The sequence below is a fragment of the Streptomyces sp. NBC_00989 genome (genome assembly GCF_045162655.1).
Taxonomy (GTDB): domain Bacteria; phylum Actinomycetota; class Actinomycetes; order Streptomycetales; family Streptomycetaceae; genus Streptomyces.
In genome coordinates this window covers 2,160,757-2,184,813 of sequence record NZ_CP108728.1, presented here as the reverse complement: position 1 = coordinate 2,184,813, position 24,057 = coordinate 2,160,757, and the positions used below count along the sequence as shown (strand labels likewise).

The window sequence follows — 24,057 nt, the reverse complement described above, 5'->3', positions numbered from 1 at the left end:
AGTCATCCGGGGTGGCGCGGGTCGATGCCAACACTCGTCGTGTGGTGACAATCGAGCGCAAGGGTGGCGACCGGACGATGGAGAACCACGGGCGTGGGTCAGGCCCACGCCCAGAAGGCGGCAGAGACGATCCCCCGGATCCCGTCCCCGTCCCCGCCCCGCCGGATCCGCTGCCGTACGAGGGAGTCTGGCGGTTCACCGCCTCCGCCGTCGACGCCTCCGTCCCGCAGGCGCGACACGCCGTACGGGACCTGCTCTTCCGGCAGGGCGTGCCCCTCTCGGACGACCTGTTGCAGGGGCTGTTGCTGATCGTCTCCGAGCTGGTCACCAACGTGGTCAGGCACGCGGTATTGCTGTCGCCGACGCTCGCCGTGGAGATCGCCGTCGGTGCCGAGTGGGTGCGGGTGTCCGTCGAGGACAACCACCCCTACCGCCCGACCGCCCTGGTGGCCGACCACGACGAGACCGGCGGCCGGGGGCTGCTCCTGGTGCGCGAGGTGACCCGGGAGGCGGGCGGCGTCTGCGACGTCGAGCACACCGCGAGCGGCGGCAAGGTGATCTGGGCCGCCCTGCCGCTTAAGCCCGCGCAGGTGCCGTAGGCGAGGAGGTCACCAGCCCGCGGACGGGCCCGTCAGCTCCCTGACCGCCGGACGGGCCGCGTCCAGCACCGTCATGAACCAGGACGAGAAGGTGTCCTTCGCGTGCCGCTCGGTCAGCTCGGCGGGCGTCACGAACGCGGTCGTGCCCACCTCCTCCGGGTCCGGCCGCAGCGGCGACTGCACCATGCCGACGAACAGGTGGTTGTACTCCTGCTCCACCAGGCCCGAGTCCGGGTCCGGGTGGTTGTAGCGCACCGTGCCCGCCTCGGCGAGCAGCGACGGGGACACCCCCAGCTCCTCGTACGTCCGCCGGGCCGCCGCCGCGAAGGGCGCCTCGCCCGGGTAGGGGTGACCGCAGCAGGTGTTGGACCACACACCGGGGGAGTGGTACTTGCCGAGCGCCCGCTGCTGGAGCAGCAGCCGGCCCTGCTCGTCGAAGAGGAAGACGGAGAAGGCGCGGTGCAGCTGCCCCGGCGGCTGATGGGCGGTGAGCTTCTCGGCGGTGCCGATCGTCACGCCGCTCTCGTCGACCAGTTCGAGCAAGATCGCGTCAGCGGTGCCGTTCGACGAGTTGTGCGTCGCGGTGGCAGGTGTGGTCGGCATACCCATCCTTCACATCGGTCCTCGAGCCAAGTCTGCCGTACGGATCCGGCACTCCCGGCAGTTCATCGTGCCCGGCGCGGCGACGGCGGAACCGTCCGGGGGGCGGGGTCGCGCGAGTGTGGACATGGGTGTACGCCGGACGGTTGCGTTCCGTCCGGACCGGTCGATTTCCCTCGGATTCCGTCGGCTTCGGTCAGCCGTCAGTGGCAGAGCTTCGCCTCGTGCTCCGCGTGCCCGCCGGGCTCCAGCTGGAAGGTGCAGTGCTCCACGTCGAAGTGGTCGCCGAGGCAGCCCTGGAGTTCGTGGAGGATCTTCTCGTTGCCGATGGCGTTCAGCACGTCCGAGCGGACGACCACGTGCGCGGAGAGCACCGGCATGCCCGAGGTGATCGTCCAGGCGTGCAGATCGTGGACGTCCTCGACCCCGTCCAGGGCCAGGATGTGGGTGCGTACGTCCTGCATGTCGACGTCCTTGGGGGCCGACTCCAGCAGTACGTCGAGGGTCTCGCGCAGCAGCTTCAGGGTGCGCGGCACGATCATCAGGCCGATGGCGAGCGAGGCGATCGGGTCGGCCGCCTGCCAGCCCGTGGTCAGGATCACCACGGCCGAGATGATCACCGCGAGGGAGCCCAGCGCGTCCGCGGCGACCTCCAGGAACGCGCCCCGCACGTTCAGGCTCTCCTTCTGGCCGCGCACCAGCAGCGTGAGGGAGATCATGTTCGCGACCAGGCCGATCAGACCGAACACGATGGTCAGCCCGCCCTCGGTGTCGGCCGGCGTGACGAACCGCTGGACCGCCTCGTACAGGACGTAGCCGCCGACGCCGAGCAGCAGCAGGCAGTTGGCGAGCGCGGCGAGGATCTCCGCGCGGGCGTAGCCGAAGGTGCGGTTGCCGGTCGCCGGGCGGTTCGCGAAGTGGATCGCGAGCAGCGCCATGCCGAGGCCCAGCGCGTCGGTCGCCATGTGGGCCGCGTCCGCGATGAGCGCGAGGGAGTCCGCGAGCAGTCCGCCGACGACCTCGACCACCATCACGGTGATCGTGATCCCCAGCGCGACCCGCAGCCTGCCCTGGTACGCGGCCGCCGCCGTACCGGTGACGGGAGCGCCGTGCGAGTGCCCGTGGTCGTGCCCTGCCCCCATGAAACGCCGCCCTCCTGATTACTGACCGGGACCCCAGTGAACTACGGGTGGGGGGTATCGGGCAACGCGGCACTGAACACCGTTGTCATGTGCCCTGACCTGCGTAAACAAATCGCAGGTCAGGGCAGCCTAAGTTCACATGGCGTGGTGCAGCCGCCACCCTTGCCACGCCGACTCGACCATCTCCCGCACCCCACGCCGAGCCGTCCACCCCAGCTCTGCGGCGGCCCGCTCGGCGGAGGCGACCGCCCGCGGGGCGTCGCCGGGACGGCGTCCCTCGACGACGGCCGGCCGCCGGTCGCCGGTGACCTCACCGATCACCGTGACCAGCTCGCGGACCGAAACCCCTTGCCCGCGGCCGATGTTGACCGTCAGGTCGCCGCTCGCGCCGCCGTCGGACAGTCGCCGTGCCGCCGTCAGGTGCGCCTCGGCGAGGTCGGCGACATGGATGTAGTCGCGGACGCAGGTGCCGTCCGGGGTCGGATAGTCGTCGCCGAAGATCCGCGGGGCCTCGTCGCGGGTGAGCCGGTCGAAGACCATGGGGACGATGTTGAAGACACCCGTGTCGGCCAGTTCGGGGGCGGCGGCGCCCGCCACGTTGAAGTAGCGCAGGCACACCGTGTCGATGCCGTGCGCCGCGCCCGCCGCCCGGACCAGCCACTCACCGGTGAGCTTGGTCTCGCCGTACGGGTTCACCGGCGCGCACGGGGTGTCCTCGGTGATCAGGTCGACGCCCGGGTCGCCGTAGACCGCCGCCGAGGACGAGAACACGAACCGTTCGATGCCCGCGCCGGCGACCGCGTCCAGGAGGGTCGCCAGGCCGCCCACGTTCTCCCGGTAGTAGCGCGTCGGCTGCGCCACGGACTCGGCGACCTGCTTGCGCGCCGCGAGATGCACGACCCCGGTCACCTGGTGCTCGGCGAACACCCGCTTCAGGAGGTCGCCGTCCAGGGAGGAACCGTGGACGAGCGGCACGGTCGTCGGGAGGCGCGAGGGGTTTCCCGCCGAGAGGTCGTCGAGGGCGACGACCCGCTCCCCGGCGTCCGCCATCGCCCGCGCCACATGGGCCCCGATGTATCCGGCTCCGCCGGTGATCAGCCATGTCATGGGCATCGACCCTATGCCGTTGCGGAGTGGGCCTCCGCAATGTCCCGCGATGCCCGGTCTGGCAGGTGCGGTTTGTCGGGCGGGGCCCGAATCCCCGATGATGATCTCGGCGGAGGCGCCTCAGACCCTGTTGATCAGCCCATGAACGGCCGGTGAACACGGGCTTGAGAGCATCCGATAGCCTCTGCCGACATGCCGCCCGGGTGCCACCCGTAGGGCGCCACCACCATGCACATGACCGGCGCCCGAGCGTCGGCACCCAGGGAGTGAGTTCGGTTGTCGACCGCCATCCTCACCGGTCAGCCGGTCCCCGGATCGTCGATCGAGACCGATCTGCGGTCGCTCGGCTTCGACGTCCGGACCGCCACCGACGCCACCGAGGCGGAGACGCTCCTCGCGGCCGTCCCCGGTGACCAGCGGGTCGCCGTCGTGGACGCCCGCTTCGTGGGCCACCCGCACGCGCTGCGCCTCGGCCTCACGGACCCCCGCTTCCCGCTCGCCGCGGTACCGGGCGCCGTCACCGCCCAGCCCACCGGCCGGCAGGCACTGACCCGTGCGGTCGCCCGCGAGAACTCGGCGAGCACCGGCACGACCCTCCTCGACAACCTCGCCGACCGCATCGTCACCGCGCTCGACGCCGACGGCTGCGACGTGCACCGCCCCGAGCTGGGCAGCCTCGTCGCCACCGTCCCCGCCGACCCGCAGGCCCGCAACGAGGCACGTCAGGCCGTGGCCGCCGTCGACGACGAGGCCGTCCGCCTGAAGTCGGCCGTGAAGTCCCGCGACGGCTTCTTCACCACGCACTTCATCAGCCCGTACTCCCGCTACATCGCGCGCTGGTGCGCCCGCCGCGGCCTCACCCCGAACCAGGTCACCACCGCTTCCCTGCTCACCGCGCTGATCGCGGCGGGCAGCGCGGCCACCGGCACCCGCGGCGGCTACGTCGTGGCCGGCGTGCTGCTCCTCTTCTCCTTCGTCCTCGACTGCGTCGACGGACAGATCGCCCGCTACGCCCTGCAGTACTCGACGCTCGGCGCCTGGCTCGACGCCACCTTCGACCGCGCCAAGGAGTACGCCTACTACGCCGGCCTCGCGCTCGGCGCGGCCCGGGGCGGCGACGACGTGTGGGCGCTCGCGCTGGGCGCGATGATCCTGCAGACCTGCCGACACGTCGTGGACTTCTCGTTCAACGAGGCCAACCACGACGCCACCGCCAACACCAGTCCCACCGCAGCCCTCTCCGACAAGCTCGACAGCGTCGGCTGGACGGTCTGGGTGCGCCGGATGATAGTTCTGCCCATCGGCGAACGATGGGCGATGATCGCCGTCCTCACGGCCGCGACGACCCCCCGGATCACCTTCTACGTCCTCCTCGTCGGCTGCGCCTTCGCGGCGACGTACACGACGGCGGGCCGGGTGCTGCGCTCACTGACCCGCAAGGCGAAGCGGACGGACCGGGCGGCACAGGCGCTGGCGGACCTCGCGGACAACGGACCGCTCGCGTCCCTGGTGGCCCGGGTGAGCCCCGGCCGCTTCGGCGCACCGCTCCTGATCGCCCTCGCGGGCACCGCCGTCCTCGCCGTGTCCCTCTTCTCCGGTGTGACCTGGGCCCCCGTGGCGGGCGCCTTCGTCTACGCGGTCGCCGCCGGCCAGGCCCTGTACCGCCCTCTCAAGGGTTCCCTCGACTGGCTGGTCCCCCCGCTCTTCCGGGCGGCCGAATACTGCACCGTCCTGATCCTCGCGGCCCAAGCGGAGGTGAACGGAGCGCTTCCGGCGGCTTTCGGCCTGGTGGCCGCCGTCGCCTACCATCACTACGACACGGTGTACCGCATCCGCGGCAACGCCGGGGCGTCCCCGGCCTGGCTGGTGCGCGCCATCGGGGGGCACGAGGGGCGGACGCTGCTCGTCACCGTTCTCGCCGCCGCGCTCACCGCGTCGCAGTTCACGGTCGCGCTCACGGCCCTCGCCGTGGCCGTGGCCCTGCTGGTGCTCTTCGAGAGCATCCGCTTCTGGGTGTCCGCAGGGGCGCCCGCCGTACACGATGAAGGAGAACCCGCATGATCGGCCTCGTGCTGGCGGCCGGCGCCGGACGGCGTCTGCGCCCCTACACCGACAGCCTTCCCAAGGCTCTGGTGCCGGTGGGGCCCGCGGGCATAGAGGGCGAACCCACGGTCCTGGACCTCACCCTCGGCAACTTCGCCGAGATCGGTCTGACCGAGGTCGCGATCATCGTCGGCTACCGCAAGGAAGCCGTGTACGAGCGCAAGGCGGCCCTGGAGCAGAAGTACGGCCTCAAGCTCACCCTCATCGACAACGACAAGGCCGAGGAGTGGAACAACGCCTACTCCCTGTGGTGCGGACGTGACGCCCTCAAGGACGGCGTGATCCTCGCCAACGGCGACACCGTCCACCCGGTCTCCGTCGAGCGGACGCTCCTCGCGGCGCGCGGCGAGGGCAAGAAGATCATCCTCGCGCTGGACACCGTCAAGTCCCTCGCCGACGAGGAGATGAAGGTCGTCGTCGACCCCGCCAAGGGCATGACGAAGATCACCAAGCTGATGGACCCCGCCGAGGCCACCGGCGAGTACATCGGCGTCACTCTCATCGAGGGCGACGCCACCCTGGAACTGGCCGACGCGCTCAAGACCGTGTGGGAGACCGACCCGCAGCAGTTCTACGAGCACGGCTACCAGGAACTGGTCAACCGCGGCTTCCGGATCGACGTGGCCCCGATCGGCGACGTCAAGTGGGTCGAGATCGACAACCACGACGATCTGGCCAAGGGGCGGGAGATCGCGTGCCTGTACTGACCCGGCTGATTCCCTCGCCGGTCGTCGTCGACATCCGCCCGGGTGCCCTCGACGACCTGGCCTGCGTCCTCGCCGACCAGCGCATCTCGCACTCCGGCCGGCTCGCCGTCGCGGTCAGCGGAGGCTCCGGTGCCCGGCTGCGCGCGCGCCTCGAACCCAGCCTGCCCGGCGCCACCTGGTACGAGGTCGGCGGCGGCACCCTCGACGACGCGATCCAGCTGGCCGGCGACATGAAGGCCGGTCACTACGACGCGGTCGTGGGCCTCGGCGGCGGCAAGATCATCGACTGCGCCAAGTTCGCCGCGGCGCGCATCGGCCTGCCCCTGGTCGCCGTACCGACGAACCTCGCGCACGACGGCCTGTGCTCGCCCGTCGCCACCCTCGACAACGACGCGGGCCGCGGCTCGTACGGCGTGCCGAACCCGATCGCGGTCGTCATCGACCTGGACGTCATCCGGGAGGCACCGGCGCGCTTCGTGCGGGCCGGTATCGGTGACGCGATCTCCAACATCAACGCGATCGCGGACTGGGAACTGTCCAACCGCGTCAACGGCGAGAAGATCGACGGCCTCGCCGCCGCCATGGCCCGGCAGGCGGGCGAAGCGGTGCTCCGGCATCCCGGCGGCATAGAGGACGGTGCCTTCCTCCAGGTGCTCGCCGAGGCGCTGGTCCTCACCGGTGTCGCGATGTCGATCTCGGGCGACTCACGTCCCGCCTCCGGGTCCTGCCACGAGATCAACCACGCCTTCGACCTGCTCTTCCCCAAACGCGCGGCCGCCCACGGCGAGCAGTGCGGACTGGGCGCGGCCTTCGCGATGTACCTGCGCGGAGCCCACGAGGAATCGGTGTACATGGCCGAGGTGTTGCGCCGGCACGGACTGCCGGTGCTGCCCGAGGAGATCGGCTTCACGGTGGACGAGTTCGTCCGCGCCGTGGAGTTCGCTCCGGAGACCCGCCCCGGCCGCTACACCATCCTCGAACACCTCGACCTGAAAACCGACCAGATCAAGGACAACTACGCCGACTATGTCAAGGCCATCGGTAGCTGAACTCCGTCCCGTCGTCCACCCCGCAGGGGTGAAGGACCGGCGCAGCGGTGAGCACTGGATGGGACGCCTCTACATGCGTGAGGTGTCCCTGCGGGTGGACCGCTACCTGGTGAACACCAGGGTCTCGCCCAACCAGCTCACGTACCTGATGACCGTCTTCGGCGTGCTCGCCGCCCCGGCGCTGCTGGTGCCGGGGATCACGGGCGCCGTACTCGGCGTGGTGTGCGTCCAGATGTACCTGCTGCTGGACTGCGTCGACGGCGAGATCGCCCGCTGGCGCAAGCAGTACTCCCTTGCAGGGGTCTACCTCGACCGGGTCGGCGCCTACCTCACCGACGCGGCGGTCCTCGTCGGCTTCGGGCTGCGCGCCGCCGACCTGTGGGGCAGCGGCCGTATCGACTGGCTGTGGGCGTTCCTCGGGACGCTGGCCGCGCTCGGCGCGATCCTCATCAAGGCCGAGACCGACCTGGTCGGCGTCGCCCGGCACCAGACCGGCAAGGAACCGGTGCAGGAGTCCGCGGCCGAGATGCGGTCCTCCGGGATGGCGCTGGCCCGCCGGGCCGCCGCCGCCTTCAAGTTCCACCGGCTGATCCTCGGCATCGAGGCGTCCCTGCTGATCCTGGTCCTCGCGATCGTGGACCAGATGCGCGGCGACCTGTTCTACTCGCGGCTCGGCGTCGCCGTCCTGGCCGGCATCGCGCTGCTCCAGACCCTGCTGCACCTGGTGTCGATCCTCGCGTCGAGCAGGCTGAAGTGAGCGGCATGAAGGTCGGCGCGGTGATCATCACCATGGGCAACCGCCCCGACCAACTACGGGCGTTGCTCGACTCGGTCGCCAAGCAGGACGGCGACCGGGTCGAGGCGGTCGTCGTCGGCAACGGCTCGCCCGTACCGGACGTCCCCGAGGGCGTCCGGACCGTCGAACTGCCCGAGAACCTGGGCATCCCCGGTGGCCGCAACATCGGCCTGGACGCCTTCGGACCGGGCGGTCGCGATGTCGACATAGTGATGTTCCTCGACGACGACGGGCTCCTCGCCCAGCACGACACCGCCGAGCTGTGCCGGCAGGCCTTCGCCGCCGACCCCGAACTCGGCATCATCAGCTTCCGTATCGCCGACCCGGAGACCGGCGTCACCCAGCGCCGCCACGTGCCGCGGCTGCGCGCCTCCGACCCGATGCGCTCCTCCCGGGTCACCACCTTCCTCGGCGGCGCCAACGCCGTCCGCACGAGGGTCTTCGCCGAGGTCGGCGGACTCCCGGACGAGTTCTTCTACGCCCATGAGGAGACCGACCTCGCCTGGCGGGCCCTGGATGCGGGCTGGATGATCGACTACCGGTCCGACATGGTGCTGTACCACCCGACGACCGCGCCCTCGCGGCACGCGGTGTACCACCGCATGGTCGCCCGCAACCGGGTCTGGCTGGCCCGCCGCAACCTCCCCGCACCCCTCGTCCCCGTCTATCTCGGGGTGTGGCTGCTGCTCACCCTCCTGCGCCGTCCCTCGCGCCCGGCGCTCCAGGCCTGGTTCGGCGGGTTCAAGGAGGGCTGGACCACTCCGTGCGGACCGCGCCGGCCCATGCGGTGGCGTACGGTGTGGCGCCTGACTCGGCTGGGCCGTCCTCCGGTCATCTGACAAGCTCGGGGTGCGCCACCGCGCGCCGGCCGCGCGGACGACCCCTCGGAACGTATCCCGCGGCGGATACGTGTCGCGTCCTGTAGCACAATTCCGTAAGACGAACGCAAGACAGTCGTAAGACGAATCCGAAGATGAAGGCATCCACCCTTGAGTGAGACAACGCATGACGGCGGAGTCGCGGTGAGCCCGCGTCCGTCGCCCGACGAAGGCCTCACGGCGGCACAACTGTCCGCCAAGTACGGGCTGACGGTCAGCGGTGCCCGCCCCGGACTCGCCGAGTACGTCCGCCAGCTCTGGGGACGCCGTCACTTCATCCTCGCCTTCTCCCAGGCGAAGCTGACGGCCCAGTACAGCCAGGCGAAGCTCGGCCAGCTCTGGCAGGTGGCCACGCCGCTGCTGAACGCGGCCGTGTACTTCTTCATCTTCGGCGTCATCCTGAAGGCCAGCCGCGGCATGTCCCGGGACGTGTACATCCCGTTCCTGGTCACCGGCGTGTTCGTGTTCACCTTCACGCAGAGCTCGATCATGGCGGGCGTCCGCGCGATCTCCGGCAACCTCGGCCTGGTGCGCGCGCTGCACTTCCCGCGCGCCTCGCTGCCGATCTCCTTCGCGCTCCAGCAGCTCCAGCAACTGCTGTTCTCGATGGTCGTGCTGTTCATCATCGTCGTCGGCTTCGGCAGCTACCCCAGCCTGTCCTGGCTGCTGATCCTCCCGGTGCTGGTGCTGCAGTTCCTCTTCAACACCGGGCTCGCGCTGATCGTGGCGCGGATGGGCGCCAAGACCCCGGACCTCGCCCAGCTGATGCCGTTCATCCTGCGCACCTGGATGTACGCGTCGGGCGTCATGTTCTCCATCAGCACGATGATGGAGGGCCGCTCCGAGGTGTTCATCCGCGTGCTCCAGGTGAACCCGGCCGCCGTCTACATGGACCTGATGCGCTTCGCGATCATCGACGGCTACGGCTCCTCGAACCTGCCGCCGCACGTGTGGGCCATCGCCGCCTTCTGGGCCGTGGTCCTGTTCGTCGGCGGCTTCGTGTATTTCTGGCAGGCGGAGGAGCGGTACGGCCGTGGCTGAGCAGAACGTCGAGCAGACCCCCCGGGACCTGGTCCCCACCGTCATCGCGGACGAGCTGCACATCGTCTACCGCGTGCACGGCGCCAAGACCGGCAAGGGCAGTGCCACCTCCGCCCTCAGCCGCATAGTCAAGCGCGGCGAGGAGCGCGGGGTGCGCAAGGTGCACGCCGTCAAGGGCGTCTCCTTCGTCGCCTACCGCGGCGAGGCCGTCGGCCTGATCGGCTCGAACGGCTCCGGCAAGTCGACCCTGCTGCGCGCCATCGCCGGCCTGCTCCCGGCCGAGAAGGGCCGCGTCTACACCAACGGCCAGCCCTCGCTGCTGGGCGTGAACGCGGCCCTGATGAACGACCTCACCGGCGAGCGCAACGTCATCCTGGGCGGACTCGCCATGGGCATGAGCCGCGAGCAGGTCAGGGAGCGCTACCAGGACATCGTCGACTTCTCCGGCATCAACGAGAAGGGCGACTTCATCACCCTCCCGATGCGCACCTACTCCTCCGGCATGGCGGCGAGGCTGCGCTTCTCCATCGCGGCGGCGAAGGACCACGACGTCCTGATGATCGACGAGGCGCTGGCCACCGGCGACCGCAAGTTCCAGGTCCGCTCCGAGGAGCGCATCCGCGAGCTGCGCAAGTCCGCGGGCACGGTGTTTCTCGTCAGTCACAACAACAAGTCGATCCGCGACACCTGTGACCGGGTGCTGTGGCTGGAACGCGGCGAACTGCGGATGGACGGCCCGACCGACGAGGTTCTCAAGGAGTACGAGAAGTTCACGGGCAAGTAGTCCACCCGCATACGGGCGCAAAAGCCCAGAACGCTTCCCAGGGCCCCGCCGGAACTGTTCCGGCGGGGCTCCGCGTCTGCAAAGGAAACGTCAACTCGGCCCCGCCCAAGGAATCTTGACGCCAATCGGTGTGTTGTTGTGATGTGCAGGACACCCCGAGGAAGCTCGCTGCGTTGTACAACGTAAGCTGTACCGGTGCCGAATAGCGGCAAGTGGGGCGATAATGCGCGACACCCTCCTGCGGGTAAGCCTGCGTTTAACCGTGCGGACGACTGGGCGGCGTGTCCGAAATAGTGTGTATTGGGTCGGCAGTGTAGAACGGGAGATGTGACGGCAATGGCTACGGAAACTCCCCAGCTCACCGAAGCATGCGCCGTCCCCGCCCCTGGCAGTGAGCGATGACGGGAAGCGGCCCCGCCGGCCCCGGCGATCCGGAGCGCGGCACACTCGACAAGGCCGCGGGTGAGAACTTCCCCGTGGCACCTTTCTTCCTGCCCAAGTCCTGGCGCACCGATCTCATGGCGGTGTACGGATTCGCCCGCCTCGTCGACGACATCGGCGACGGCGACCTGGCCCCCGGCGGCGCCGACGCCCGCCTACTCGGTGTGTCGCCCGCGGACGCAGAGGACCGCCTGCTCCTCCTCGACGCCTTCGAGGCCGATCTGCACCGCGTCTTCGACGGCACCCCGGGCCACCCCCTGCTGCGCCGCCTCCAGCCGACCGTCCGCCGCCGCGCGCTGACCCCCGAGCCCTTCCTCGGCCTGATCGCCGCGAACCGCCAGGACCAGCTCGTCACGCGCTACGAGACCTACGACGATCTCGTCGCCTACTGCGAACTGTCCGCGAACCCGGTCGGCCGCCTGGTCCTCGGCGTCACCGGCACCGAGACCCCCGAGCGGGTCCGGCACTCCGACGCGATCTGTACCGCACTTCAGATCGTCGAACACCTGCAGGACGTCGCCGAGGACCTCGGCCGCGACCGCATCTACCTGCCCGCCCAGGACATGAAGCGCTTTCACGTCCAGGAAGCGGATCTCGCCACGCCCTCCGCGGGCGCATCGGTGCGCGCACTGGTTGCATACGAAGCAGAACGCGCCCGCGATCTCCTGAATGAAGGCGCCCCCCTGGTGGGTAGCGTCCACGGCAGACTGAAGCTGCTGCTCGCGGGGTTCGTGGCGGGGGGAAGAGCGGCGATCCGAGCGATCGTCGCCGCTGAATACGACGTACTTCCCGGCCCGCCCAAACCCGGCAAGATCCAGTTGCTGCGTGAGGTGGGCGTGACTCTGCGAGGAGAGGGGTGATCCGCAGCGTGGAGTCTGCACCGCACATGTCCGCACCGGTACTCGCCGCCTACAGCTACTGCGAGGCCGTCACCGGACAGCAGGCACGTAACTTCGCGTACGGCATCAGACTGCTGCCGACGCCCAAGCGCCGCGCGATGTCGGCGCTGTACGCGTTCTCCCGGCGCGTCGACGACATCGGTGACGGCGCACTGCCGACCGACGTGAAGTCGGCACGCCTGGAGGACACCCGGGCGCTGCTGACCCGGGTCCGCGAGGGCAAGGTCGAGGAGGACGACACCGACCCGGTCGCGGTCGCCCTCGCGCACACGGCCGAGGCCTTCCCGGTCCCGCTCGACGGCCTGGACGAACTGATCGACGGCGTCCTGATGGACGTACGCGGCGAGACCTACGAGACCTGGGACGACCTGAAGGTCTACTGCCGGTGTGTCGCGGGTGCGATCGGGCGGCTCTCGCTCGGCGTGTTCGGGACGGAGGCGGGGGCGCGCGGTGTCGAGCGCGCCTCGGAGTACGCCGACACGCTGGGGCTCGCGCTCCAGCTCACCAACATCCTGCGGGACGTCCGCGAGGACGCCGAGGGCGGCCGTACCTATCTGCCCGCCGACGACCTCGCGAAATTCGGCTGCTCGGCCGGGTTCGACGGGCCGAATCCGCCGGAGGGTTCCGACTTCGCGGGTCTCGTGCACTTCGAGGTGCGCCGGGCCCGCACCCTGTTCGCCGAGGGCTACCGGCTGCTGCCCATGCTCGACCGCCGCAGCGGCGCCTGTGTCGCCGCCATGGCCGGCATCTACCGCCGCCTCCTCGACCGTATCGAGCGCGAGCCGGAGGCCGTCCTGCGCGGCCGCGTCTCCCTGCCCGGCCGCGAGAAGGCCTACGTCGCGGTGCGCGGCCTGTCCGGTCTGGACGCCCGGCACGTCACGCGGCGGACCCTCAGGAGGCGCACCTGATGGACAAAGTGGGCCAAGGTGATGCCGCCGGAGAAATGCGGCACGCAACCCTCCGGTGCGAAGCGGCGTCCCTGACTGCAACGACCTGCCACGGCGGGTACGCAGGGGGGAGTGCGCGATGAGCGGAGGGACGCGGTCCGAAGGGCTGCCCTCGGACAAACCGGCGGGACGGACCGGACGGCATGCCGTCGTGGTCGGCGGCGGGCTCGCCGGCATCACCACCGCGCTCGCGCTCGCCGACGCCGGAGTCCGCGTCACCCTGCTCGAAGGCCGCCCGCGCCTGGGGGGACTCGCCTTCTCCTTCCAGCGCGGCGACCTCACCGTCGACAACGGCCAGCACGTGTACCTGCGCTGCTGCACCGCCTACCGCTGGTTCCTCGACCGCATCGAGGGCGCGGCGCTGGCTCCGCTGCAGGATCGTCTCGACGTGCCCGTACTCGACGTGAACCGCCCCGAGGGACGCCGCCTCGGGAGACTGCGGCGCGACCCGCTGCCCGTGCCCCTGCATCTGGGGCGCAGCCTCGCGACGTACCCGCATCTCTCGTTCGCCGAGCGCGCCAAAGTCGGACGTGCCGCACTCGCCCTCAAAGGGCTCGACCTCGCCGACCCCGCGCTGGACGCCCAGAACTTCGGCAGCTGGCTGACCGCGCACGGTCAGTCGGCGCGTGCCGTCGAGGCACTGTGGGACCTGGTGGGGGTCGCCACCCTCAACGCGGTCGCGGGCGATTCCTCGCTGGCGCTGGCCGCGATGGTGTTCAAGACCGGTCTGCTCTCCGACCCGGGTGCGGCCGACATCGGCTGGGCCCATGTCCCGCTGGGTGAACTGCACGACCGGCTCGCCCGCAAGGCGCTCGACTCCGCGGGCGTGCGCACCGAAGTCCGTACACGCGTCACCTCCATCTCCACTGACGAAAACGGGCGTTGGAGCGTTCAGGTTCCCGGCGAGACCATCGACGCCGACGCCGTCGTCCTCGCCGTACCGCAGCGCGAGGCCCACGATCTGCTGCCCGGCGGAGCGCTCGACGCCCCCGAGCGGCTGCTGGCGATGGACTACTCGCCGATCCTCAACGTCCATGTCGTCTACGACCGCAAGGTGCTCGCCCGGCCCTTCTTCGCGGCACTGGGCACCCCCGTGCAGTGGGTGTTCGACCGGACCGACGCGTCCGGACTGAAGGACGGCCAGTACCTGGCGCTGTCCCAGTCCGCCGTGCACGACGAGATCGACGCGCCCGTGGCCGCGCTGCGGGAGCGCTACCTCCCCGAGCTGGAGCGGCTGCTGCCCGGTGCGCGCGGCGCCGAGGTGAAGGACTTCTTCGTGACCAGGGAGCGCACGGCGACGTTCGCTCCCGCCCCCGGCGTCGGACGGCTGCGGCCCGGCGCCCGCACCAAGGCCCCCGGCCTGTACCTGGCCGGATCGTGGACCGCCACAGGGTGGCCCGCGACCATGGAGAGTGCGGTCCGCAGTGGGGTGAGCGCGGCGGACGCCGCACTCGCCGCCCTGGGCCGGCCCCGCCCCCGTCATCTCTTCGAGTTCGAGGAGGCGGCGTGATGCTCGATCAGCATGCGGCAGGCCCCCGCACCTCCGGTACCGCGACAAGAGGAGAGACTGTGCCCACTGTGCCCCCGGCCGAGACGGCTGCCGACGCGGTGGACGTGTCCGCGCTCCTGGAGCGCGGCCGGACCCTTGCCACACCGGTACTGAGGGCGGCCGTGGACCGCCTGGCTCCTCCCATGGACACCGTCTCCGCCTACCACTTCGGCTGGATCGACGCCGAGGGCAACCCGGCGGCCGGCGACGGCGGCAAGGCCGTACGCCCCGCGCTCGCCGTGCTCTCCGCAGAGGTCACCGGCGCGTCGCCCGAGACCGGCATCCCCGGCGCCGTAGCCGTCGAGCTGGTCCACAACTTCTCGTTGCTGCACGACGACCTGATGGACGGCGACGAGCAGCGCCGGCACCGCGACACCGTCTGGAAGGTGCACGGCCCCTCCCAGGCCATCCTCGTCGGCGACGCCCTGTTCGCGCTGGCCAACGAGGTGCTGCTGGAGCTCGGCACCGTCGAGGCCGGCCGCGCCACCCGCCGCCTCACCACCGCGACCCGCGCCCTCATCGACGGCCAGGCGCAGGACATCTCCTACGAGCACCGCGACCGCGTCAGCGTCGAGGAGTGCCTGGAGATGGAGGGCAACAAGACCGGCGCCCTGCTCGCCTGCGCCTCCTCCATCGGGGCCGTGCTCGGCGGCGCGGACGACCGCACCGCCGACGTCCTGGAGAAGTACGGCTACCACCTCGGCCTGGCCTTCCAGGCCGTCGACGACCTCCTCGGCATCTGGGGCGACCCGGAGGCCACCGGGAAGCAGACCTGGAGCGATCTGCGCCAGCGCAAGAAGTCCCTGCCCGTGGTGGCGGCGCTCGCGGCGGGCGGACCCGCATCCGAGCGGCTCGGCGAGATCCTCGCCGCCGACGCCAAGAGCAGCGACTTCGAGAACTTCTCCGAGGCGGAGTTCGCGGCCCGCGCCGCGCTCATCGAGGAGGCCGGCGGCCGCGAGTGGACCGCCGAAGAGGCACGCCGTCAGCACACCATCGCCATCGAGGTCCTCGACGCCATCGACATGCCCGACCGGGTTCGGGCGCAGTTCACGGCGCTCGCCGACTTCGTCGTCGTACGAAAGAGATGATCACTATCGGTCGAATAGCCCTCGCGTAGTCGCCGGCCGGTGCTGCGAACGAACGAGTACCGGCCGACGGCGGACCCACAGCAGAGACATGCCACTGCACGAAGGGGAAGCCATGACAGCGACGACCGACGGAAGCACCGGGGCCATGCCTCCCCGTGTTGCCGCGGCCAGCGAAACCGACATCAACACCCCCGTGGCGGCCGGGGTGCACGACGCCGCCGCACTCGCCGTACAACGCGCCACCGACTTCCTCCTCTCGCAGCAGGACGCCCAGGGCTGGTGGAAGGGCGACCTCGAGACGAACGTCACGATGGACGCCGAGGATCTGCTGCTCCGTCAGTTCCTGGGCATCCGGGACGAGTCGACGACGCAGGCCGCCGCACTCTTCATCCGCGGCGAGCAGCGCGAGGACGGCACCTGGGCGAGCTTCTACGGCGGACCCGGTGAACTCTCCACCACCATCGAGGCGTACGTCGCCCTCCGGCTGGCCGGGGACGCGCCGGACGCCCCGCACATGGCGAAGGCGTCCGCGTGGGTCCGCGAGCGGGGCGGGATCGCCTCGGCCCGGGTCTTCACCCGGATCTGGCTCGCGCTGTTCGGCTGGTGGAAGTGGGACGACCTGCCCGAACTCCCGCCGGAACTCCTATACTTCCCCACCTGGGTACCGCTCAACATCTACGACTTCGGATGCTGGGCCCGGCAGACCATCGTGCCGCTCACCGTCGTCTCCGCGAAGCGGCCGGTACGTCCCGCGCCCTTCCCGCTCGACGAACTGCACACCGACGCGGACAACCCGAACCCGGTCAAGCCCCTTGCCCCGGTGGCGAGTTGGGACGGTGCCTTCCAGCGGCTCGACAAGGCGCTGCACCTCTACCGCAAAATCGCGCCGCGCAAGCTGCGCGGGGCGGCCATGAAATCGGCCGCGCGCTGGATCATCGAGCGGCAGGAGAACGACGGCTGCTGGGGCGGCATCCAGCCGCCGGCCGTGTACTCGGTGATCGCCCTGCACCTGCTCGGCTACGACCTCGAACACCCCGTGATGCGCGCGGGACTTGAGTCGCTTGACCGGTTCGCGGTCTGGCGCGAGGACGGGGCCCGGATGATCGAGGCCTGCCAGTCCCCGGTGTGGGACACCTGCCTCGCGACCATCGCACTCGCCGATGCGGGCGTGCCCGCCGACCACCCCCAACTGGTCAAGGCGGCCGACTGGATGCTCGGGGAGGAGATCGTCCGCCCTGGCGACTGGGCGGTCAAACGGCCCCAACTGCCGCCCGGCGGCTGGGCGTTCGAGTTCCACAACGACAACTACCCCGACATCGACGACACCGCCGAGGTCGTGCTCGCGCTGCGCCGGGTCAGACATCACGACCCGGAACGACTCGACCGGGCCGCCGGACGCGCGGTCCGCTGGAACCTCGGAATGCAGTCCAAGAACGGCGGTTGGGGCGCCTTCGACGTCGACAACACCAGCCCGTTCCCCAACCGGCTGCCGTTCTGCGACTTCGGCGAGGTCATCGACCCGCCGTCGGCGGACGTCACCGCGCACGTCGTCGAGATGCTCGCCGTCGAGGGCCTCGCCCACGACCCGCGCACCCGGCGCGGCATCGAGTGGCTGCTCGCCGAACAGGAGCCGGACGGCTCGTGGTTCGGCCGCTGGGGCGTCAACTACGTATACGGCACCGGGTCCGTCGTACCGGCGCTCGCCGCGGCCGGGATCCCCGGCTCGCATCCGGCGATCCGGCGGGCGGTCACCTGGCTGGAGACCGTGCAGAACGACGACGGCGGCTGGGGCGAGGACCTGCGCTCCTACAAGTACGCCAAGGAATGGAGCGGCCGGGGCGCCTCCACCGCCTCGCAGACTGCCTGGGCCCTGATGGCCCTGCTCGCGGCGGGGGAGCGCGACTCCAAAGCCGTGGAACGCGGTATCGAGTGGCTCGCGGCGACCCAGCGGGAGGACGGGTCCTGGGACGAGCCCTACTTCACCGGCACGGGGTTCCCGTGGGACTTCTCCATCAACTACCACCTCTACCGGCAGGTTTTCCCGCTCACCGCGCTCGGGCGCTTCGTGCATGGAGAACCGTTCTCCCAGACGCCCTTCTCCCCGGCCAAGGGGGGCTGATGAGCCCGCAGCCCGCCGGACCGCCGCTGCTGATCGCCTGCGCGCTCGGCATCGAGCACCTCGCCCTGCGCGCGGGCGACCGCTCCGGCGCCGGCGGGCCGGTCACCTTCCTCAGGACGGGGATGGGGCCCCAGGCGGCCGAGGAGGCCGTCACCCGGCGCCTCGCCGACCCGGCGCTGGACGGGGCCGCCGTACTGGCCACGGGCTTCTGCGCCGGACTCGCCCCCGGCATGCACCCCGGTGACCTGGTGGTCGCCGAGGAGACCAGACAGGCGCGCGGAACCGTTCCGTGCGTCGGCACCGAGCTGCTCGTCAAGGAACTGGTGCGGGCCCTGCCCGGACGCACCGTCCACACCGGCCCCCTGACCGGCTCCGATCACATCGTCCGCGGTCAGGAACGGTCGGATCTGCTCGCGACCGGCGCAATCGCGGTCGACATGGAGTCGGCGGCCACGCTGCTGAGCGCCGTGCGTACGGGCGCGCGCCCGGTTGCGGCCGTACGGGTGGTCGTGGACGCTCCTGAACATGAACTCGTCCGGATCGGCACGGTGCGCGGTGGAATATCAGCTTTCCGCGTTCTTCGATCCGTTCTTCCCGCTTTTTTCGAATGGCACCGTTCTTTGCTGCTCCCCCGGAGGTGAGCCAGATGGCCATGCCGCTGCGCCAGACAATCAAGGTCGCTACCTACTTGGCTGAACAGAAGCTCCGCAAGCGGGACAAGTTCCCCCTGATCGTGGAGCTGGAACCGCTCTTCGCGTGCAACCTGAAGTGCGAGGGCTGCGGCAAGATCCAGCACCCGGCGGGCGTGCTCAAGCAGCGCATGCCGGTGGCGCAGGCCGTCGGGGCGGTGCTCGAGTCCGGTGCGCCGATGGTGTCCATCGCGGGCGGCGAGCCCCTGATGCACCCTCAGATCGACGAGATCGTGCGGCAGTTGGTGGCGAAGAAGAAGTACGTCTTCCTCTGCACCAACGCGATGCTGCTGCGCAAGAAGCTCGACAAGTTCACGCCCTCGCCATACTTCGCGTTCGCGGTGCACATCGACGGGCTGCGCGAGCGGCACGACGAGTCCGTCGCGAAGGAGGGTGTGTTCGACGAGGCGGTGGAGGCGATGAAGGAGGCCAAGAAACGCGGCTTCCGGGTCACCACCAACTCCACCTTCTTCAACACCGACACCCCGCAGACCATCATCGAGGTCCTGAACTTCCTCAACGACGACATCAAGGTCGACGAGATGATGATCTCGCCCGCCTACGCCTACGAGAAGGCGCCCGACCAGGAGCACTTCCTGGGTGTCGCGCAGACCCACGAGCTGTTCAAGAAGGCCTTCGCGGGCGGCAACCGCAGGAAGTGGCGGCTCAACCACTCCCCGCTCTTCCTGGACTTCCTGGAGGGCAAGGTCGACTTCCCGTGCACGGCCTGGGCGATCCCGAACTACTCGCTCTTCGGCTGGCAGCGCCCCTGCTATCTGATGAGCGACGGGTACGTGCCCACGTACCGGGAGCTGATCGAGGACACCGACTGGGACAAGTACGGCCGCGGCAAGGACCCGCGCTGCGCCAACTGCATGGCGCACTGCGGCTACGAGCCCACCGCCGTCCTCGCCACCATGGGCTCCCTCAAGGAGTCCCTGCGGGCCATGCGCGAGACCGTCGCCGGAAACCGCGACTGACGTCATGACCGCTGTAGCCCTGGGCGTCCCCGAGATGCCGGTCCGGCCGATCGCCGAGCGACGTGTGTCGCGACGCATCCAGGTCGGATCGGTGGCGGTCGGGGGCGGGGCCCCCGTCTCGGTCCAGTCGATGACCACGACGCGTACGTCGGACATCGGCGCCACCCTCCAGCAGATCGCCGAACTCACCGCGTCCGGCTGCCAGATCGTCCGCGTCGCCTGCCCCACGCAGGACGACGCGGACGCGCTGGCGACCATCGCGCGCAAGTCGCAGATCCCGGTGATCGCGGACATCCACTTTCAGCCCAAGTACGTGTTCGCCGCGATCGAGGCCGGGTGCGCGGCAGTTCGCGTCAATCCCGGCAACATCAAGCAGTTCGACGACAAGGTCAAGGAGATCGCGCGGGCCGCGAAGGACCACGGCACGCCGATCCGCATCGGGGTCAACGCCGGTTCCCTGGACCGGCGTCTGCTCCAGAAGTACGGCAAGGCGACGCCCGAGGCGCTCGTCGAGTCGGCCCTGTGGGAGGCGTCGCTCTTCGAGGAGCACGGCTTCAGCGACATCAAGATCTCCGTGAAGCACAACGACCCCGTGGTGATGGTCAACGCCTACCGGCAACTCGCCGCGCAGAGCGACTATCCGCTGCACCTCGGGGTCACCGAGGCCGGGCCCGCGTTCCAGGGCACGATCAAGTCGGCGGTCGCCTTCGGGGCGCTGCTCAGCGAGGGCATCGGCGACACGATCCGGGTGTCGCTGTCCGCCCCGCCGGTGGAGGAGGTCAAGGTCGGCCTCCAGATCCTGGAGTCGCTGAACCTCAAGCCCCGCCGGCTGGAGATCGTGTCGTGCCCGTCCTGCGGGCGCGCCCAGGTGGACGTCTACAAGCTCGCCGACGAGGTCACGGCCGGGCTCGAGGGCATGGAGGTGCCGTTGCGCGTCGCGGTCATGGGCTGCGTCGTCAACGGACCCGGCGAGGCACGGGAGGCGGACCTGGGGGTCGCCTCCGGCAACGGGAAGGGGCAGATCTTCGTCAAGGGCGAGGTCATCAAGACCGTCCCCGAGTCGAAGATCGTGGAGACCCTCATCGAGGAGGCGATGAAGATCGCCGAACAGATGGAGCAGGACGGCGTCGCGGCGGGGGAACCGGCCGTCACCGTGAGCTGAAACAGCACGGACCGAAGGGGGCCCGACGTGACGATTCTGGAGAGCATCCGGCAACCACGCGACCTGAAGTCGCTGTCCGAGGCGGAACTCGGCGAACTGTCCGAAGAGATAAGGGAGTTCCTGGTCCATGCGGTGGCCAGGACCGGCGGACACCTCGGGCCCAACCTGGGTGTGGTGGAACTGACCATCGCGCTCCACCGGGTCTTCGAGTCTCCAACTGACCGCATCCTGTGGGACACCGGCCACCAGAGCTACGTCCACAAGATCTTGACGGGCCGTCAGGACTTCTCGAAGTTGCGCAGCAAGGGGGGCCTGTCCGGCTACCCCTCGCGGGACGAGTCCGAGCACGACGTCATCGAGAACAGCCACGCCTCCACCGCGCTCGGCTGGGCGGACGGCCTCGCCAAGGCCCGCCAGGTGCAGGGCGAGAAGGGCCATGTCGTCGCGGTCATCGGCGACGGCGCGCTGACCGGCGGTATGGCGTGGGAGGCGCTGAACAACATCGCCGCCGCGAAGGACCGGCCGCTGATCATCGTCGTCAACGACAACGAGCGCTCCTACTCGCCCACCATCGGCGGCCTCGCCAACCACCTGGCGACCCTGCGCACGACCGACAGCTACGAGAAGGTCCTCGCCTGGGGCAAGGACGTCCTGCTGCGCACCCCGGTCATCGGCAACACCGTCTACGAGTCGCTGCACGGCGCGAAGAAGGGCTTCAAGGACGCGTTCGCCCCGCAGGGCATGTTCGAGGACCTGGGCCTGAAGTACGTCGGCCCGATCGACGGACACGACATCGGCGCCGTCGAGTCCGCGCTGCGCCGCGCGAAACGCTTCCACGGCCCGGTCCTCGTCCACTGCCTCACGGAGAAGGGGCGCGGCTACGAACCCGCCCTCGCCCACGAGGAGGACCACTTCCACACCGTCGGCGTGATGGACCCGCTCACCTGCGCACCCCTCGTACCCTCCAACGGCCCCTCCTGGACCAGCGTGTTCGGCGACGAGATCCTGCGCATCGGGGAGGAACGCGACGACATCGTGGCCATCACGGCCGCCATGCTGCACCCGGTCGGCCTCGGCAAGTTCGCCGCGAAGTTCCCCGACCGGGTGTGGGACGTGGGCATCGCCGAGCAGCACGCGGCCGTATCGGCGGCAGGTCTGGCGACCGGCGGTCTGCATCCCGTCGTCGCCATCTACGCCACGTTCCTCAACCGAGCCTTCGACCAACTGCTGATGGACGTGGCGTTGCACCGCTGCGGGGTGACGTTCGTCCTGGACCGCGCCGGGGTGACCGGAGTTGACGGAGCGTCACACAACGGCATGTGGGACATGTCCATCCTCCAGGTCGTGCCGGGCCTTCGCATCGCCGCGCCGCGCGACGCCGACCAACTCCGGGCCCAGCTACGGGAAGCGGTCGCCGTCGACGACGCGCCGACCCTCGTCCGCTTCCCGAAGGAGTCGGTCGGACCGGAGATCCCGGCGATCGACCGCGTGGGCGGCCTCGACGTCCTGCACCGGGGTGCGGAGGCACCCGAGGTACTGCTCGTCGCCGTAGGAGTGATGGCGCCCGTCTGCCTCCAGGCCGCCGAACTCCTCGAAGCGCGCGGCATCAACTGCACGGTCGTGGACCCCCGTTGGGTCAAACCCGTCGACCCGGCGCTGCCCGGCCTCGCCGCCGAGCACCGCCTCGTAGCCGTCGTCGAGGACAACAGCCGGGCGTCCGGCGTCGGCGCCGCCGTGGCGCTGGCTCTGGGTGACGCCGAAGTCGACGTCCCCGTACGGCGGTTCGGCATCCCGGAGCAGTTCCTCGCGCACGCCAAACGCGGCGAGGTGCTCGCCGACATCGGCCTCACGCCCGTCGAGGTCGCCGGACGGATCAGCGCAAGCCTGGCGGTCAAGGACGCGAACGCCGGCACAGCCAAGGAGAAACCCGAATGACCAAGGAGTTCGACCTCACCGCGCTGCTGGCCGAGCGCGGAGCCGAGCGCTACGAGCTGCACGCCAAGTACCTGAACCACCAGCTCCCGCGCATGCTGCACACCATCGGCTTCGACAAGGTCTACGAGCGGGGCGAGGGCGCCTACTTCTGGGACGCGGACGGCAACGACTACCTGGACATGCTCGCCGGGTTCGGGGTGATGGGCCTGGGCCGCCACCACCCCGTCGTCCGCAAGGCGCTGCACGACGTCCTCGACGCCCAGCTCGCCGACCTCACCCGCTTCGACTGCCAGCCGCTGCCCGGCCTGCTCGCCGAGCGACTCCTCACCCACAGCCCGCACCTGGACCGGGTGTTCTTCGGCAACAGCGGCACGGAGGCGGTCGAGACCGCGCTCAAGTTCGCCCGCTACGCCACCGGGAAACCCCGGGTCCTGTACTGCGACCACGCCTTCCACGGCCTGACCACCGGCTCGCTCTCGGTCAACGGCGAGGACGGCTTCCGGGACGGCTTCGCCCCGCTGCTGCCGGACACGGCCGTACCGCTCGGCGATCTCGACGCCCTGGCACGGGAGTTGAAGAAGGGTGACGTCGCCGCCCTCGTCGTCGAACCGATCCAGGGCAAGGGCGTCCACGAGGCGCCGCCCGGCTATCTGCGCGCCGCGCAGGAACTCCTGCACCAGCACAAGGCGTTGCTCATCGCCGACGAGGTGCAGACCGGCCTCGGGCGCACCGGTGACTTCTACGCCTACCAGCACGAGGAGGGCGTGGAGCCGGACCTGGTGTGCGTGGCCAAGGCGCTGTCCGGGGGGTATGTGCCGGTCGGCGCCACCCTCGGCAAGGACTGGATCTTCAAGAAGGTCTACTCGTCCATGGACCGTGTGCTGGTCCACTCGGCGAGCTTCGGGTCCAACGCGCAGGCCATGGCGGCGGGCCTCGCCGTGCTGTCGGTCATGGAGAACGAGCAGATCGTCGCCAACGCCCGTGCCACCGGGGACCAGTTGAGGTCCCGGCTCGCCGCGCTGGTCGACAAGTACGAGCTGCTCGCCGACGTGCGCGGCCGGGGCCTGATGATCGGCATCGAGTTCGGCAGGCCCAAGTCGCTGAAACTGCGCAGCCGTTGGGCGATGCTGCAGGCCGCGCGCAAGGGCCTGTTCGCGCAGATGGTGGTCGTACCGCTGCTCCAGCGGCACCGGATCCTCACCCAGGTCTCCGGCGACCATCTGGAGGTCATCAAGCTGATCCCGCCGCTGACCGTCGGTGAGCGTGAGGTGGACCGGTTCGTGGACGCCTTCACGGCCGTGATGGACGACGCGCACAGCGGCGGCGGGCTGATGTGGGACTTCAGCAAGACGCTCGTGAAGCAGGCGGTGGCCAACCGCTGAGCCGCCAGGACGAGGTTTTTGCCTCTGTGGCAAGAAATTTGCCGCAGAGGCAATCCTGCG

At 70.1% G+C, this 24,057-nt stretch carries 22 protein-coding genes; 19 read left to right on the top strand and 3 right to left on the bottom strand.

Annotation, left to right across the window (positions count from 1 at the left end; translation table 11 throughout):
• The first annotated feature begins 77 nt into the window (after positions 1 to 77).
• Positions 78 to 599, top strand: a complete 522-nt coding sequence (locus OG714_RS09505; RefSeq protein WP_406131767.1) for an ATP-binding protein — start codon at positions 78 to 80, stop codon at positions 597 to 599.
• 9 nt (positions 600 to 608) lie between these two features.
• On the opposite strand, the gene idi is transcribed toward OG714_RS09505, so the two are convergent.
• From idi to galE, 3 genes are all read right to left on the bottom strand, one after another.
• Entirely contained in the window at positions 609 to 1,202 is a 594-nt protein-coding gene (idi, locus tag OG714_RS09500) for an isopentenyl-diphosphate Delta-isomerase (RefSeq protein WP_398850139.1), read from the bottom strand.
• Positions 1,203 to 1,402: 200 nt separating this feature from the next.
• Positions 1,403 to 2,341 carry a cation diffusion facilitator family transporter gene (locus OG714_RS09495; RefSeq protein ID WP_406119885.1) on the bottom strand — a complete coding sequence of 313 codons (939 nt, stop codon included), beginning with the start codon at positions 2,339 to 2,341 and terminating at the stop codon, positions 1,403 to 1,405.
• Positions 2,342 to 2,476: 135 nt separating this feature from the next.
• Positions 2,477 to 3,448 carry a UDP-glucose 4-epimerase GalE gene (gene galE / locus OG714_RS09490; protein WP_406119884.1) on the bottom strand — a complete coding sequence of 324 codons (972 nt, stop codon included), beginning with the start codon at positions 3,446 to 3,448 and terminating at the stop codon, positions 2,477 to 2,479.
• Positions 3,449 to 3,724: 276 nt separating this feature from the next.
• On the opposite strand from galE, the gene OG714_RS09485 reads away from it, so the two are divergent.
• The 18 genes from OG714_RS09485 to OG714_RS09400 all read left to right on the top strand — a co-directional run bounded on the left by OG714_RS09485 (position 3,725) and on the right by OG714_RS09400 (position 23,997).
• On the top strand, positions 3,725 to 5,509 hold the full coding sequence (locus OG714_RS09485; protein ID WP_406119883.1) for a DUF5941 domain-containing protein: 1,785 nt from the start codon (positions 3,725 to 3,727) through the stop codon (positions 5,507 to 5,509).
• Complete coding sequence (locus tag OG714_RS09480; RefSeq protein ID WP_406119882.1) at positions 5,506 to 6,258, top strand: sugar phosphate nucleotidyltransferase; 753 nt, start codon at positions 5,506 to 5,508, stop codon at positions 6,256 to 6,258. The genes OG714_RS09485 and OG714_RS09480 overlap by 4 nt, the downstream gene beginning before the upstream one ends.
• On the top strand, positions 6,246 to 7,307 hold the full coding sequence (locus OG714_RS09475) for an iron-containing alcohol dehydrogenase family protein (RefSeq protein ID WP_406119881.1): 1,062 nt from the start codon (positions 6,246 to 6,248) through the stop codon (positions 7,305 to 7,307). Before OG714_RS09480 ends, OG714_RS09475 begins: the two co-directional genes overlap by 13 nt.
• The gene (locus OG714_RS09470) at positions 7,285 to 8,064 is read left to right on the top strand and encodes a CDP-alcohol phosphatidyltransferase family protein (RefSeq protein WP_406119880.1); all 780 of its coding nucleotides are present in this window, start codon (positions 7,285 to 7,287) and stop codon (positions 8,062 to 8,064) included. Before OG714_RS09475 ends, OG714_RS09470 begins: the two co-directional genes overlap by 23 nt.
• Before the next feature lie 5 nt (positions 8,065 to 8,069).
• A complete protein-coding gene (locus tag OG714_RS09465) occupies positions 8,070 to 8,942 on the top strand; it encodes a glycosyltransferase family 2 protein (RefSeq protein WP_406131766.1) in 873 nt (290 codons plus the stop codon).
• A gap of 150 nt (positions 8,943 to 9,092) precedes the next feature.
• Positions 9,093 to 10,022: an ABC transporter permease gene (locus tag OG714_RS09460; protein ID WP_406119879.1), complete on the top strand. Its 930-nt coding sequence runs from the start codon at positions 9,093 to 9,095 to the stop codon at positions 10,020 to 10,022.
• On the top strand, positions 10,015 to 10,806 hold the full coding sequence (locus OG714_RS09455; RefSeq protein WP_406119878.1) for an ABC transporter ATP-binding protein: 792 nt from the start codon (positions 10,015 to 10,017) through the stop codon (positions 10,804 to 10,806). Before OG714_RS09460 ends, OG714_RS09455 begins: the two co-directional genes overlap by 8 nt.
• Before the next feature lie 398 nt (positions 10,807 to 11,204).
• Positions 11,205 to 12,107, top strand: a complete 903-nt coding sequence (gene hpnC, locus OG714_RS09450; protein ID WP_406119877.1) for a squalene synthase HpnC — start codon at positions 11,205 to 11,207, stop codon at positions 12,105 to 12,107.
• Positions 12,104 to 13,054 (top strand): presqualene diphosphate synthase HpnD, encoded by a 951-nt coding sequence (gene hpnD / locus OG714_RS09445; RefSeq protein ID WP_406119876.1) that lies wholly within the window; start codon positions 12,104 to 12,106, stop codon positions 13,052 to 13,054. The genes hpnC and hpnD overlap by 4 nt, the downstream gene beginning before the upstream one ends.
• On the top strand, positions 13,054 to 13,176 hold the full coding sequence (locus tag OG714_RS09440; RefSeq protein ID WP_406119875.1) for a DUF6380 family protein: 123 nt from the start codon (positions 13,054 to 13,056) through the stop codon (positions 13,174 to 13,176). The genes hpnD and OG714_RS09440 overlap by 1 nt, the downstream gene beginning before the upstream one ends.
• Entirely contained in the window at positions 13,173 to 14,603 is a 1,431-nt protein-coding gene (hpnE, locus tag OG714_RS09435) for a hydroxysqualene dehydroxylase HpnE (protein ID WP_406119874.1), read from the top strand. Before OG714_RS09440 ends, hpnE begins: the two co-directional genes overlap by 4 nt.
• Positions 14,603 to 15,730: a polyprenyl synthetase family protein gene (locus OG714_RS09430; protein ID WP_406119873.1), complete on the top strand. Its 1,128-nt coding sequence runs from the start codon at positions 14,603 to 14,605 to the stop codon at positions 15,728 to 15,730. Before hpnE ends, OG714_RS09430 begins: the two co-directional genes overlap by 1 nt.
• 112 nt (positions 15,731 to 15,842) lie before the next feature.
• Positions 15,843 to 17,849: a squalene--hopene cyclase gene (shc, locus tag OG714_RS09425; protein WP_406119872.1), complete on the top strand. Its 2,007-nt coding sequence runs from the start codon at positions 15,843 to 15,845 to the stop codon at positions 17,847 to 17,849.
• Positions 17,849 to 18,490 carry a 1-hydroxy-2-methyl-2-butenyl 4-diphosphate reductase gene (locus tag OG714_RS09420; RefSeq protein ID WP_406119871.1) on the top strand — a complete coding sequence of 214 codons (642 nt, stop codon included), beginning with the start codon at positions 17,849 to 17,851 and terminating at the stop codon, positions 18,488 to 18,490. Before shc ends, OG714_RS09420 begins: the two co-directional genes overlap by 1 nt.
• Positions 18,491 to 18,495: 5 nt before the next feature.
• On the top strand, positions 18,496 to 19,518 hold the full coding sequence (hpnH, locus tag OG714_RS09415) for an adenosyl-hopene transferase HpnH (RefSeq protein WP_033281750.1): 1,023 nt from the start codon (positions 18,496 to 18,498) through the stop codon (positions 19,516 to 19,518).
• Positions 19,519 to 19,522: 4 nt separating this feature from the next.
• Positions 19,523 to 20,680, top strand: a complete 1,158-nt coding sequence (gene ispG, locus OG714_RS09410) for a flavodoxin-dependent (E)-4-hydroxy-3-methylbut-2-enyl-diphosphate synthase (RefSeq protein ID WP_406119870.1) — start codon at positions 19,523 to 19,525, stop codon at positions 20,678 to 20,680.
• 27 nt (positions 20,681 to 20,707) lie between these two features.
• Complete coding sequence (gene dxs / locus OG714_RS09405; RefSeq protein ID WP_406119869.1) at positions 20,708 to 22,615, top strand: 1-deoxy-D-xylulose-5-phosphate synthase; 1,908 nt, start codon at positions 20,708 to 20,710, stop codon at positions 22,613 to 22,615.
• On the top strand, positions 22,612 to 23,997 hold the full coding sequence (locus tag OG714_RS09400) for an aspartate aminotransferase family protein (RefSeq protein ID WP_406119868.1): 1,386 nt from the start codon (positions 22,612 to 22,614) through the stop codon (positions 23,995 to 23,997). The genes dxs and OG714_RS09400 overlap by 4 nt, the downstream gene beginning before the upstream one ends.
• Positions 23,998 to 24,057: the final 60 nt, after the last annotated feature.

Excerpts from the sequence above, each read along its gene's own strand:
- OG714_RS09420 (WP_406119871.1), top strand. The coding sequence starts at position 17,849 with ATGAGCCCGCAGCCCGCCGGACCGCCGCTGCTGATCGCCTGCGCGCTC.
- OG714_RS09430 (WP_406119873.1), top strand. The coding sequence starts at position 14,603 with ATGCTCGATCAGCATGCGGCAGGCCCCCGCACCTCCGGTACCGCGACA.
- hpnH (WP_033281750.1), top strand. The coding sequence starts at position 18,496 with ATGGCCATGCCGCTGCGCCAGACAATCAAGGTCGCTACCTACTTGGCT.
- OG714_RS09470 (WP_406119880.1), top strand. The coding sequence starts at position 7,285 with ATGTCAAGGCCATCGGTAGCTGAACTCCGTCCCGTCGTCCACCCCGCA.
- OG714_RS09495 (WP_406119885.1), bottom strand. The coding sequence starts at position 2,341 with ATGGGGGCAGGGCACGACCACGGGCACTCGCACGGCGCTCCCGTCACC.
- OG714_RS09400 (WP_406119868.1), top strand. The coding sequence starts at position 22,612 with ATGACCAAGGAGTTCGACCTCACCGCGCTGCTGGCCGAGCGCGGAGCC.
- OG714_RS09440 (WP_406119875.1), top strand. The coding sequence starts at position 13,054 with ATGGACAAAGTGGGCCAAGGTGATGCCGCCGGAGAAATGCGGCACGCA.
- ispG (WP_406119870.1), top strand. The coding sequence starts at position 19,523 with ATGACCGCTGTAGCCCTGGGCGTCCCCGAGATGCCGGTCCGGCCGATC.
- idi (WP_398850139.1), bottom strand. The coding sequence starts at position 1,202 with ATGCCGACCACACCTGCCACCGCGACGCACAACTCGTCGAACGGCACC.
- galE (WP_406119884.1), bottom strand. The coding sequence starts at position 3,448 with ATGACATGGCTGATCACCGGCGGAGCCGGATACATCGGGGCCCATGTG.
- hpnE (WP_406119874.1), top strand. The coding sequence starts at position 13,173 with ATGAGCGGAGGGACGCGGTCCGAAGGGCTGCCCTCGGACAAACCGGCG.
- hpnC (WP_406119877.1), top strand. The coding sequence starts at position 11,205 with ATGACGGGAAGCGGCCCCGCCGGCCCCGGCGATCCGGAGCGCGGCACA.
- OG714_RS09480 (WP_406119882.1), top strand. The coding sequence starts at position 5,506 with ATGATCGGCCTCGTGCTGGCGGCCGGCGCCGGACGGCGTCTGCGCCCC.
- OG714_RS09465 (WP_406131766.1), top strand. The coding sequence starts at position 8,070 with ATGAAGGTCGGCGCGGTGATCATCACCATGGGCAACCGCCCCGACCAA.
- shc (WP_406119872.1), top strand. The coding sequence starts at position 15,843 with ATGACAGCGACGACCGACGGAAGCACCGGGGCCATGCCTCCCCGTGTT.
- OG714_RS09505 (WP_406131767.1), top strand. The coding sequence starts at position 78 with ATGGAGAACCACGGGCGTGGGTCAGGCCCACGCCCAGAAGGCGGCAGA.